This is a genomic window from Citrobacter sp. Cb080 (genome assembly GCF_030334745.1).
Taxonomy (GTDB): Bacteria; Pseudomonadota; Gammaproteobacteria; order Enterobacterales; family Enterobacteriaceae; genus Citrobacter; species Citrobacter braakii.
This window is the reverse complement of record NZ_JAOWDG010000083.1, coordinates 209,962-221,531: the sequence shown is the minus strand read 5'-3', so window position 1 is coordinate 221,531 and position 11,570 is coordinate 209,962. Positions and strand designations below refer to the sequence as shown.

The 11,570-nt window shown below is 52.0% G+C and carries 13 protein-coding genes and 1 rRNA gene; 9 read left to right on the top strand and 5 right to left on the bottom strand.

What is annotated here, in order from left to right; all coding sequences use genetic code 11:
• Positions 1 to 47 precede the first annotated feature (47 nt).
• Positions 48 to 1,589, bottom strand: a 16S ribosomal RNA gene (locus OGV38_RS23180).
• Between the two features lie 364 nt (positions 1,590 to 1,953).
• Positions 1,954 to 2,520, bottom strand: a complete 567-nt coding sequence (gene gmhB / locus OGV38_RS23175) for a D-glycero-beta-D-manno-heptose 1,7-bisphosphate 7-phosphatase (protein ID WP_016151783.1) — start codon at positions 2,518 to 2,520, stop codon at positions 1,954 to 1,956.
• 189 nt (positions 2,521 to 2,709) lie between these two features.
• Here gmhB and metN point away from each other — a divergent pair, with 189 nt between their 5' ends.
• From metN to OGV38_RS23140, 7 genes are all read left to right on the top strand, one after another.
• Entirely contained in the window at positions 2,710 to 3,741 is a 1,032-nt protein-coding gene (metN, locus tag OGV38_RS23170) for a methionine ABC transporter ATP-binding protein MetN (RefSeq protein WP_016151782.1), read from the top strand.
• The gene (locus tag OGV38_RS23165; protein WP_286475154.1) at positions 3,734 to 4,387 is read left to right on the top strand and encodes a methionine ABC transporter permease MetI; all 654 of its coding nucleotides are present in this window, start codon (positions 3,734 to 3,736) and stop codon (positions 4,385 to 4,387) included. The genes metN and OGV38_RS23165 overlap by 8 nt, the downstream gene beginning before the upstream one ends.
• A 44-nt stretch (positions 4,388 to 4,431) precedes the next feature.
• Complete coding sequence (metQ, locus tag OGV38_RS23160) at positions 4,432 to 5,247, top strand: methionine ABC transporter substrate-binding lipoprotein MetQ (RefSeq protein ID WP_006686809.1); 816 nt, start codon at positions 4,432 to 4,434, stop codon at positions 5,245 to 5,247.
• A gap of 116 nt (positions 5,248 to 5,363) precedes the next feature.
• Positions 5,364 to 5,768 carry an envelope stress sensor lipoprotein RcsF gene (gene rcsF / locus OGV38_RS23155; protein WP_016151780.1) on the top strand — a complete coding sequence of 135 codons (405 nt, stop codon included), beginning with the start codon at positions 5,364 to 5,366 and terminating at the stop codon, positions 5,766 to 5,768.
• The gene (tsaA, locus tag OGV38_RS23150) at positions 5,765 to 6,472 is read left to right on the top strand and encodes a tRNA (N6-threonylcarbamoyladenosine(37)-N6)-methyltransferase TrmO (protein WP_269519416.1); all 708 of its coding nucleotides are present in this window, start codon (positions 5,765 to 5,767) and stop codon (positions 6,470 to 6,472) included. Before rcsF ends, tsaA begins: the two co-directional genes overlap by 4 nt.
• Positions 6,473 to 6,585: 113 nt before the next feature.
• Complete coding sequence (gene proS / locus OGV38_RS23145) at positions 6,586 to 8,304, top strand: proline--tRNA ligase (RefSeq protein WP_016151778.1); 1,719 nt, start codon at positions 6,586 to 6,588, stop codon at positions 8,302 to 8,304.
• A 52-nt stretch (positions 8,305 to 8,356) separates the two neighbouring features.
• Positions 8,357 to 9,181, top strand: coding sequence for a YaeF family permuted papain-like enzyme (locus OGV38_RS23140; protein WP_103928923.1), 825 nt, complete (start codon positions 8,357 to 8,359; stop codon positions 9,179 to 9,181).
• 46 nt (positions 9,182 to 9,227) lie between these two features.
• On the opposite strand, the gene nlpE is transcribed toward OGV38_RS23140, so the two are convergent.
• The 3 genes from nlpE to OGV38_RS23125 are packed head-to-tail and all read right to left on the bottom strand — an operon-like array spanning position 9,228 to position 10,924.
• A complete protein-coding gene (gene nlpE / locus OGV38_RS23135; RefSeq protein WP_269519421.1) occupies positions 9,228 to 9,929 on the bottom strand; it encodes an envelope stress response activation lipoprotein NlpE in 702 nt (233 codons plus the stop codon).
• Between the two features lie 30 nt (positions 9,930 to 9,959).
• Positions 9,960 to 10,382: an alternative ribosome rescue aminoacyl-tRNA hydrolase ArfB gene (arfB, locus tag OGV38_RS23130; RefSeq protein ID WP_016151775.1), complete on the bottom strand. Its 423-nt coding sequence runs from the start codon at positions 10,380 to 10,382 to the stop codon at positions 9,960 to 9,962.
• Positions 10,379 to 10,924, bottom strand: coding sequence for a YaeQ family protein (locus OGV38_RS23125; RefSeq protein WP_046275338.1), 546 nt, complete (start codon positions 10,922 to 10,924; stop codon positions 10,379 to 10,381). Before OGV38_RS23125 ends, arfB begins: the two co-directional genes overlap by 4 nt.
• A 188-nt stretch (positions 10,925 to 11,112) precedes the next feature.
• On the opposite strand from OGV38_RS23125, the gene OGV38_RS23120 reads away from it, so the two are divergent.
• Together OGV38_RS23120 and rof are read left to right on the top strand one after the other, a co-directional pair.
• The gene (locus OGV38_RS23120) at positions 11,113 to 11,313 is read left to right on the top strand and encodes a YaeP family protein (RefSeq protein WP_003018499.1); all 201 of its coding nucleotides are present in this window, start codon (positions 11,113 to 11,115) and stop codon (positions 11,311 to 11,313) included.
• Complete coding sequence (gene rof / locus OGV38_RS23115) at positions 11,300 to 11,560, top strand: Rho-binding antiterminator (RefSeq protein WP_016151773.1); 261 nt, start codon at positions 11,300 to 11,302, stop codon at positions 11,558 to 11,560. Before OGV38_RS23120 ends, rof begins: the two co-directional genes overlap by 14 nt.
• Positions 11,561 to 11,570: the final 10 nt, after the last annotated feature.

The window sequence follows — 11,570 nt, the reverse complement described above, 5'->3', positions numbered from 1 at the left end:
TTCATCAGACAATCTGTGTGAGCACTACAAAGAACGTTTCTTTAAGGTAAGGAGGTGATCCAACCGCAGGTTCCCCTACGGTTACCTTGTTACGACTTCACCCCAGTCATGAATCACAAAGTGGTAAGCGCCCTCCCGAAGGTTAAGCTACCTACTTCTTTTGCAACCCACTCCCATGGTGTGACGGGCGGTGTGTACAAGGCCCGGGAACGTATTCACCGTGGCATTCTGATCCACGATTACTAGCGATTCCGACTTCATGGAGTCGAGTTGCAGACTCCAATCCGGACTACGACATACTTTATGAGGTCCGCTTGCTCTCGCGAGGTCGCTTCTCTTTGTATATGCCATTGTAGCACGTGTGTAGCCCTACTCGTAAGGGCCATGATGACTTGACGTCATCCCCACCTTCCTCCAGTTTATCACTGGCAGTCTCCTTTGAGTTCCCGACCGAATCGCTGGCAACAAAGGATAAGGGTTGCGCTCGTTGCGGGACTTAACCCAACATTTCACAACACGAGCTGACGACAGCCATGCAGCACCTGTCTCAGAGTTCCCGAAGGCACGTTCGCATCTCTGCAAACTTCTCTGGATGTCAAGAGTAGGTAAGGTTCTTCGCGTTGCATCGAATTAAACCACATGCTCCACCGCTTGTGCGGGCCCCCGTCAATTCATTTGAGTTTTAACCTTGCGGCCGTACTCCCCAGGCGGTCGACTTAACGCGTTAGCTCCGGAAGCCACGCCTCAAGGGCACAACCTCCAAGTCGACATCGTTTACGGCGTGGACTACCAGGGTATCTAATCCTGTTTGCTCCCCACGCTTTCGCACCTGAGCGTCAGTCTTTGTCCAGGGGGCCGCCTTCGCCACCGGTATTCCTCCAGATCTCTACGCATTTCACCGCTACACCTGGAATTCTACCCCCCTCTACAAGACTCTAGCCTGCCAGTTTCGGATGCAGTTCCCAGGTTGAGCCCGGGGATTTCACATCCGACTTGACAGACCGCCTGCGTGCGCTTTACGCCCAGTAATTCCGATTAACGCTTGCACCCTCCGTATTACCGCGGCTGCTGGCACGGAGTTAGCCGGTGCTTCTTCTGCGAGTAACGTCAATTGCTGCGGTTATTAACCACAACACCTTCCTCCTCGCTGAAAGTACTTTACAACCCGAAGGCCTTCTTCATACACGCGGCATGGCTGCATCAGGCTTGCGCCCATTGTGCAATATTCCCCACTGCTGCCTCCCGTAGGAGTCTGGACCGTGTCTCAGTTCCAGTGTGGCTGGTCATCCTCTCAGACCAGCTAGGGATCGTCGCCTAGGTGAGCCGTTACCCCACCTACTAGCTAATCCCATCTGGGCACATCCGATGGCAAGAGGCCCGAAGGTCCCCCTCTTTGGTCTTGCGACGTTATGCGGTATTAGCTACCGTTTCCAGTAGTTATCCCCCTCCATCGGGCAGTTTCCCAGACATTACTCACCCGTCCGCCACTCGTCACCCAAGGAGCAAGCTCCTCTGTGCTACCGTTCGACTTGCATGTGTTAGGCCTGCCGCCAGCGTTCAATCTGAGCCATGATCAAACTCTTCAATTTAAGTTTGATGCTCGTGAATTAAACTTCGTAATGAATTACGTGTTCACTCAGAGACTTGGTATTCATTTTTCGTCTTGCGACGTTAAGAATCCGTATCTTCGAGTGCCCACACAGATTGTCTGATAAATTGTTAAAGAGCAGGTGCGACGCGCTTTAGCGCTCTGTCGCGAGGTGGCGTATATTACGCTTTCCTCTTTCAGAGTCAACCCTCATTTTCAGGTTTTTCTCTTCAACCGAACCGGCTGTTTGTGTGAAGTGATTCACATCCGCCGTGTCGATGGAGGCGCATTATAGGGAGTCGACTCAGGAAGACAAGCGGAAAAATGCATTTTTGTTTCAACCGCTCACCTTTTATCCATTGCGCTTACTTTTGCTGCTTTTTTATCGCCATTGGCAGGTCTGCCAGACTGTTTATGACCAAATCTGCCGCATTTTCTGCTTCCGGCGTAACAGGTTTACCCGTGCGCACCAGAACCTTCGTTCCAACATTCGCCGCTGCTGCTGCCTGCATATCTTCTATCTTGTCGCCTACCATATAGGAAGCGGCCATATCGATATGCAGGAAGTCTCGGGCGGAGATCAACATTCCAGGATGCGGTTTACGACAGTCGCAGACCTGACGATACTCTTCTACTGTGCCCTGCGGATGATGCGGGCAATAGTAGATACCATCCAAATCAACGTCGCGATCGGCCAGCGACCAGTCCATCCATTCGGTCAACGTTTCAAACTGTGCCTCAGTAAATTTGCCACGAGCGATACCAGACTGGTTTGTCACGATAATGAGCGCGTAACCCATATTTTTAAGTTCACGCATGGCATCAATAACGCCGTCGATAAACTCGAACTCGTCAATCTCATGTACGTAACCGTGGTCCACATTAATTGTGCCGTCGCGGTCGAGAAAAATTGCGGGTACAGATTTTGCCACCTTTTATAGCTCCTGAATAAGGCATGTGGCTCTAGTATCGCATGTTTCGGCGGGCAAGAAAGTGCTCATCGTGCAAAGCTAGATTGATTTAGACGTCTGGATGCCTTAACATCCATCTTGTTGACGGCTTCGACCGTCCCAGACAGACGAAAATGCCACGGCTAACTTAATTACGATAATAAATAACCAATGATTAAACTTTCGAATATCACCAAAGTGTTCCAGCAGGGGACTCGCACCATTCAGGCGCTAAATAAAGTCAGCCTGCACGTTCCTGCCGGGCAGATTTATGGCGTCATTGGCGCCTCCGGTGCCGGTAAAAGTACGCTCATTCGCTGCGTTAACTTACTTGAACGCCCAACTGAGGGCAGTGTTCAGGTTGGCGGTCAGGAGCTGACGACGCTTTCTGAATCCGAGCTGACTAAAGCTCGCCGTCAAATCGGCATGATTTTCCAGCACTTTAACCTGCTTTCTTCCCGTACCGTGTTTGGCAACGTCGCGCTGCCGCTGGAACTGGATAACACGCCAAAGGAAGAGATCAAACGCCGTGTAACAGAACTGCTGGATTTAGTCGGCCTTGGCGACAAGCACGACAGCTACCCGGCCAACCTTTCCGGCGGACAAAAACAGCGAGTGGCGATTGCGCGTGCGCTGGCCAGTAATCCAAAAGTGTTGCTGTGTGATGAAGCCACCAGCGCACTTGATCCGGCAACAACCCGCTCGATTCTGGAATTATTGAAAGACATTAACCGTCGTTTGGGACTCACCATTCTGCTGATTACCCATGAGATGGACGTTGTAAAACGTATTTGTGACTGCGTGGCGGTCATCAGTAATGGTGAGCTGATTGAGCAGGACACCGTCAGCGAAGTGTTCTCCCACCCGAAAACGCCGCTGGCACAGAAATTTATCCAGTCCACGCTACACCTGGATATCCCGGAAGATTATCTGGAACGTTTAAAAGCAAAGCCAGAAGCCGACAGCGTGCCAATGCTGCGCATGGAATTCACCGGTCATTCGGTTGATGCGCCATTACTTTCTGAGACGGCCCGTCGCTTTAACGTGAATAACAACATTATTAGCGCGCAGATGGATTACGCCGGCGGCGTGAAGTTCGGCATCATGCTGACTGAAATGCACGGCACACAGGAAGATACACAAGCAGCCATTAACTGGTTGCAGGAACACCATGTAAAAGTAGAGGTACTGGGTTATGTCTGAGCCGATGATGTGGCTGCTGGTTCGCGGCGTATGGGAAACGCTGGCAATGACCTTTGTGTCCGGTTTTTTTGGTTTTGTGATTGGCCTGCCGGTTGGCGTGTTGCTGTACGTAACGCGGCCGGGGCAAATCATTGAGAACGCGAAGCTCTACCGCACGCTCTCTGCACTGGTGAATATTTTCCGTTCCATCCCATTCATTATCTTGCTGGTGTGGATGATTCCGTTCACCCGCATGATCGTTGGCACCTCTATTGGGCTGCAGGCCGCTATCGCCCCGCTGACCGTTGGCGCCGCGCCGTTTATCGCCCGTATGGTGGAAAACGCGCTGCTCGAAATCCCGACCGGGCTGATTGAAGCCTCCCGTGCAATGGGCGCCACGCCGCTGCAAATTGTACGCAAGGTATTACTACCAGAAGCACTGCCTGGACTGGTCAATGCGGCCACCATCACCCTTATCACGCTGGTGGGTTATTCCGCGATGGGCGGTGCCGTCGGTGCCGGTGGTCTTGGCCAGATTGGTTATCAGTACGGTTATATTGGCTACAACGCTACCGTCATGAATACAGTGCTGGTATTGCTCGTCATTCTGGTTTATTTAATTCAGTTATCCGGTGATCGCATCGTCCGGGCTGTCACGCACAAATAACGTTGCACACAACACTAAAAACTCATTAAGAAAAGGAAATAAGCATGGCGTTCAAATTCAAAACCTTTGCGGCAGTTGGAGCCCTGATCGGTTCTCTGGCACTTGTGGGTTGCGGTCAGGATGAAAAAGATCCTAACCACATCAAAGTGGGCGTTATTGTTGGCGCAGAGCAGCAGGTCGCAGAAGTCGCGCAGAAAGTGGCTAAAGAAAAATACGGTCTGGACGTTGAGCTGGTCACGTTTAACGATTACGTCCTGCCTAACGAAGCACTGAGCAAAGGCGATATCGATGCTAACGCCTTCCAGCACAAACCGTACCTGGATCAACAGATCAAAGATCGCGGCTACAAACTGGTTGCCGCAGGTAATACTTTTGTTTACCCGATTGCGGGCTACTCTAAAAAAATCAAATCACTGGATGAGTTGCAGGAAGGTTCTCAGGTCGCGATTCCAAACGATCCGACTAACCTTGGCCGCTCCCTGCTGCTGCTGCAAAAAGTGGGCTTAATCAAACTGAAAGACGGTGTTGGTCTGCTGCCGACCGCGCTGGACGTGATTGAAAACCCGAAAAACCTGAAGCTGGTTGAACTGGAAGCGCCGCAGCTGCCGCGTTCCCTGGACGATGCGCAAATCGCACTGGCGGTCATCAACACGACCTACGCCAGCCAGATCGGCCTGACCCCAGCTAAAGACGGTATCTTTGTTGAAGATAAAGATTCTCCGTACGTAAACCTGATCGTGACTCGTGAAGACAATAAAGATGCTGAGAATGTGAAGAAATTCGTTCAGGCATACCAGTCTGACGAAGTGTACGAAGCAGCAAACAAAGTCTTCAACGGCGGTGCTGTTAAGGGCTGGTAATTTTAGGCTGTTTCCAGAATCTGTAATATCATCAGGACGGGCGCTTGCCCGTCTTGTCATTTATGCAAGCACCTGATTCAATATCTGACGTTTAGATCATTCATTGAGGAAATATTATGCGTGCTTTACCGATCTGTTTAGTAGCACTCATGCTGAGCGGCTGTTCTATGTTAAGCAGATCCCCTGTTGAACCCGTTCAAAGCACCGCTACCCCGCCTAAAGCGGAGCCGGAAAAACCCAAAGCACCGCGCGCGGCGCCAGTAAGAATCATTACTAACGCTGAAGATTTAGTTGGCAAACCGTTCCGCGATCTCGGCGAAGTCAGCGGCGAATCCTGCCAGGCATCCAACCAGGATTCTCCGCCGAGCATTCCAACCGCACGCAAACGCATGCAGATTAACGCATCTAAAATGAAAGCAAATGCGGTATTGCTGCACAGTTGCGAAGTAACCAGCGGAACGCCGGGTTGCTATCGCCAGGCGGTTTGCATCGGTTCTGCACTGAACATTTCGGCGAAATGAGCCATTTTCAGTTCGAGCAAATAGGCGTTATCCGCTCACCTTATAAAGAAAAGTTCGCCGTTCCACGCCAGCCGGGTCTGGTGAAAAGTGCCAACGGTGAACTGCATTTGCTCGCACCTTATAACCAGGCCGATGCCGTTCGCGGCCTGGAAGCCTTCAGCCATTTGTGGGTGATTTTTGTTTTTCACCAGACAATGGAAGGTGGATGGCGTCCAACCGTGCGCCCTCCCCGTCTTGGCGGCAATGCCAGAATGGGCGTCTTTGCCACGCGTTCAACGTTTCGTCCGAACCCTGTTGGCATGTCGTTGGTTGAGCTGCGGGGCATCCGTTGCCATAAAGAGCACGTAATCCTTGAGCTCGGCGGGCTGGATCTTGTTGATGGCACGCCGGTAGTGGATATAAAACCGTATCTGCCGTTTGCCGAATCGCTGCCTGATGCTCGCGCCAGCTATGCTCAGGACGCGCCGCAGGCCAGTGTAGACGTGACGTTCAGTGAAGAGCTCGCTGAGCAACTCCCAAAGCTCGAACAGCATTACCCGCATCTTCGTCAGTTTATTGCCGAAGTGCTGGCGCAGGATCCGCGTCCTGCCTACCGTAAAAACGAGGAAGAAGGCAAAACCTATGCCGTCTGGTTGCTGGACTTTAACGTCCGCTGGCGCGTGACGCCGTCAGGATTTGAGGTCTTTGCTCTGGAAGCCCGCTAATTTGCATCGCGTACTCTTTTGACATCCCCTTCTCGCTGGTAAACTAAACCACTTTTGTTTTGTGCCAGGCTCATTTTGAGCCTGTTCGATCGTTCAACTGGAACCGTAACAACATGCGTACTAGCCAATATCTGCTCTCCACTCTGAAGGAGACACCTGCCGACGCCGAGGTCATCAGCCACCAGCTGATGCTGCGCGCCGGGATGATCCGCAAGCTGGCCTCCGGGTTATATACCTGGCTGCCGACCGGCGTGCGCGTCCTGAAAAAAGTCGAAAACATCGTGCGTGAAGAGATGAACAACGCCGGTGCGATCGAGGTGTTGATGCCGGTCGTTCAGCCTTCTGAACTGTGGGAAGAGAGCGGCCGTTGGGAACAATACGGCCCGGAACTGCTGCGTATTGCTGACCGTGGCGATCGTTCGTTCGTACTCGGCCCAACGCATGAAGAAGTGATCACCGACCTGATCCGTAATGAGCTAAGCTCTTACAAACAGCTGCCGCTGAACTTCTATCAGATCCAGACCAAATTCCGTGACGAAGTACGTCCGCGCTTCGGCGTGATGCGTTCCCGCGAATTCCTGATGAAAGATGCCTACTCTTTCCACACCTCTCAGGAATCTCTGCAGGAAACCTACGACGCGATGTACGCTGCGTACAGCAAAATCTTCAGCCGTATGGGGCTGGATTTCCGTGCGGTACAAGCGGATACCGGTTCTATCGGCGGCAGCGCCTCTCACGAATTCCAGGTGCTGGCGCAGAGCGGTGAAGACGATGTGATCTTCTCTGACTCTTCCGACTATGCGGCAAACATCGAGTTTGCCGAAGCTGTTGCACCGAAAGAACCGCGCGCCGCTGCAACGCAGGAAATGACGCTGGTTGATACGCCGAACGCTAAAACCATCGCCGAGCTGGTTGAACAATTCAACCTGCCTATCGAGAAAACCGTGAAAACCCTGCTGGTGAAAGCGGTTGAAGGCAGCAGCTACCCGCTGGTTGCGCTGCTGGTTCGTGGCGATCACGAGCTGAACGAAGTCAAGGCGGAAAAACTGCCGCAGGTTGCCAGCCCGCTGACCTTCGCCACCGAAGAAGAGATTCGTGCGCTGGTTAAAGCAGGTCCTGGATCTCTGGGTCCGGTGAACATGCCGATTCCGGTGGTTATCGACCGTACCGTTGCGGTAATGAGCGATTTTGCTGCCGGTGCCAACATCGATGGTAAACACTATTTCGGTATCAACTGGGATCGTGACGTGGCCACCCCGGAAGTGGCTGACATTCGTAACGTGGTCGCCGGCGATCCAAGCCCGGATGGCAAAGGTACGCTGATGATCAAACGCGGTATCGAAGTGGGCCACATCTTCCAGTTGGGTACCAAGTACTCTGAAGCGATGAAAGCCGCCGTTCAGGGAGAAGATGGTCGTAACCAGACGCTGACCATGGGCTGCTACGGTATCGGGGTCACTCGCGTTGTGGCTGCTGCGATTGAACAGAACTACGACGATCGCGGCATTGTATGGCCAGACGCCATTGCCCCGTTCCAGGTTGCTATTCTGCCGATGAACATGCACAAATCCTACCGTGTGCAGGAGCTGGCTGAAAAGCTGTACGCGGAGCTGCGCGCGCAGGGTATTGAAGTGCTGATGGACGATCGTAAAGAGCGTCCAGGCGTGATGTTTGCTGATATGGAGCTCATCGGTATTCCGCATACCATCGTGCTGGGCGACCGTAACCTCGACAACGACGATATCGAATACAAATACCGTCGTAACGGCGAGAAAGAGCTGATTAAAACCGGCGACATCGTCGACTACCTGGTCAAAGCTATTAAAGGCTAATACCAGCACAAGGCCCTGAGGATCAGGGCCTTTTTTACATGGATTGTATAAAATGGCTAAACCAACGGCGTATTACCGCCTGCTCCTCCCCTTCGTTCTTCTGCTTTCAGCCTGCACGATTGACGTCAGTCAGCAAAATTCATCAGCAACCGCTGTTGATGCCCAGGCAAAGAAATGGGAGGTAAAACTCCAGCATCAAAGTTCATTTACCGATCAAGCGCTGCATGAAATTACGGATACCGACCTCAGGCCGGGCGACCTGCTGTTCTCCTCCAGTCTTGGGGTGACCTCATTTGGTATTCGCGCGTTCAGCACCTCTTCTGTCAGCCATGTCGCCGTTTACCTTGGCGATAATGAAGTTGCCGAAGCGACCGGGGCGGGAGTACAAATCATTTCGCTTAAAAAGGCTGAAAATCACAGCGATAAGCTTTTTGCTCTGCGGGTCCCCAACCTCACACCGCAGCAGGCCGAAGAAATCAAAACATTCGCTTATAAAATCAAAGATAGCGGCTATAACTACCGCGGCATCGTCGAATTTATTCCGTTTATGGTGACCCGGCAAATATGTTCATTGAATCCTTTCTCAGAGGATTTTCGCCAGCAATGCGTCAGCGGGCTGGCAAAAGCACAGTTGAACAATACCAGTGAAGGAGAAAAGAAGGCGTGGTTTTGCTCCGAATTTGTAACCGATGCGTTTGCCACAGCCGGGCATCCGCTAACAATGGCGCAGCCGGGTTGGATTAGCCCTTCCGACCTGATGCATATGCGCGAAGGTGACATTTCCGCTTTTAAGTCTGAAACGCAGCTACAGTATATCGGCCACCTGAAGTTAGGGATTTATATCAAAACCAGCCGTTTTGTTGGATTAATCCGATAAGGAAAAACTGTCCGGCGATCGCCGGACAGTTTTTATAAGCTGCAGATTAATCATTGCAACTCTGGCCAGGGATAAACTTAATTTCTTTATCCGCTCTTAAGGTTTTCACTGGCGTGCCCGTATCAGGATTTTCTTCCATCGTGAAGTGCCCTTCCACAGTAAGCAGAACTGCCTTATCCGTTGCACCACGCGCAGTCAGATAATCTCGCTCCAGTTGTGCATTGTTCGCGACAGAGACTCTTTTACCCGTCGCACAATCAGTGAAGGTTGCCGCGTCAGCCATATAGAAGTACATCCCCCGCATCGGCATTGGCGTCACCGGTAAGCTCGCGGAAACTGGCTCAAGCGTGTAGTTGAACTGTGACTCAATCGGGTTACCTTCACGATCCAGCATCTCCAGCGCTTCACCTTTTGCCCGGTAGTACGACTTTTCACCTTTGCTGTCAGTCAGCACCAGCTTATCGGCAGTGCGCGCCCATGTACCATAAGAGGCAAAGGAGGACGGTTCATCCCGCACGCCCTGATAGCGTTCGTTCATCACCCATGTGCCGTCTTTTTCCAGGAACAGAGAGGTTTCAATTCCTTCGCAGTCCGCGCAAGGCAAAATGCCACGCCAGCTTTGCTGCATCGGTTTTAATTCTGCCGCCCGCGTCGGCTGTAGTACATCGACTTCAGTACGGTTGTTACAGCCGATCAAGGAAAAAAGCGTGCATGCAGCGACCACGGACAATATTGCTGTTTTCACTATGAATTCCTTATAATTTTTTATTCCCGCTCGTCAGTCTTGCGTTCGACGAACTCTCCCACGCAGTGCTTTCACTGTGGATTTTTGCGCCTTCGATGACAACCTGCGCTCTTTCGAGGCGCGCGTAGGACGTGTTGCCTGTCGGCTTTTTTGCACCGCGGTTAATTCTTTTATCACCGCCACCAGTCGGGAGATTGCCGCTTCCCGATTTAGCTCCTGGCTACGGTATTCCTGCGCCTTAATGATAATAACGCCATCGCTGCTAATCAGATGATGGCTGGCGGCCAGCAGACGTTCCTTGTAATACTCTGGCAGGCCTGAGGCCCGAATGTCAAAGCGCAAATGGATAGCCGTGGAGGTCTTGTTAACGTGCTGACCGCCCGCGCCCTGTGCCCGAATCGCCGTGATTTCCAGCTCACTGTCAGGGATAGAGACGTTCCGGGAGATAACAATCATGAACGCGGCTGCCACGCGGTCAGATGAATTTCCAGATTGTTCTGAGAATCAGACAGCCAGATGGCGCCATCCTGGATAGTTGCCTGCAGCGCCATTGTACGACCAGCAAAATCACTCAGTTGCGCCAGTTGTTCATCATCCAGATACCACACGGTGAGGTTTTTAAACTGCGCACACTTGTTCTGATTTTGCTGCCACCAGATCTGGGCCGCACGGCTGTTGTAAGTAAACAGAGCAACCTCACCAGACTGGGTACAGGCTTTTTTAATACGACGCTCATCCGGCAGTCCCAGTTCAATCCAGAGATCGATGCCCAGATGATCGTTACGCAGCCATGCTTCAGGCTCGTCTTCAGCACTCAGGCCACGCGTGAACTGCAGCCGTTCATCGGCATATTTAATCCAGGCCAGCAGGCGCAGCATCATGCGCTCCTGGGTTTCAGAGGGATGACGCGCCAGCGTCAAGGCCGCGTCAAGGAACTGGTTGCGGTCGAGATCCGCTACGTTGACGACGGCTTTATAAATTGTCGCTTTAAGCGCCATGAGAGAACTCCTTTCGAATCAGGCGCTCATTGTAGCGAAAACCGCGGCAAAAGGCTGCTAACAGCTCCTCAATCAAGGCGCTGATATTGCTTGAATGAGTATGGTATAGTCACCTTGCTAAACAGAGTTTATCTTCGTAGGCTTAGACTTGCATCCACGGTTAAGTCAGAGTGCTGACAGGAGGGCATGTGGAAAAATATTGTGAGTTAATACGCAAGCGGTACGCGGAAATCGCCAGCGGAGACTTAGGGTATATCCCGGATGCGCTGGGTTGCGTATTGAAGGTGCTTAATGAAGTGGCGGCAGACAGCGCCCTTCCAGAGTCGGTCAGGGAAAAAGCGGCCTATGCTGCCGCCAACTTACTGGTGAGCGATTATGTCAATGAATGAAACGTATCAACCCATCAATTGTGATGATTACGACAATCTTGAACTCGCCTGCCAGAACCATTTGTTACTGACGCTGGCGCTAAAAGATGGCGAAGTTTTGCAGGCGAAAGCGAATGACCTGGTTTCACGCAAAAACGTGGAGTATCTGGTCGCAGATGTCGCAGGTGAAATCCGGGAGCTTCGTCTCGATAAAATTGCCAGCTTCAGCCACCCGCAAATCGGTACCGTGGTCGTCAGCGAATCTTAACTTTTCTTGC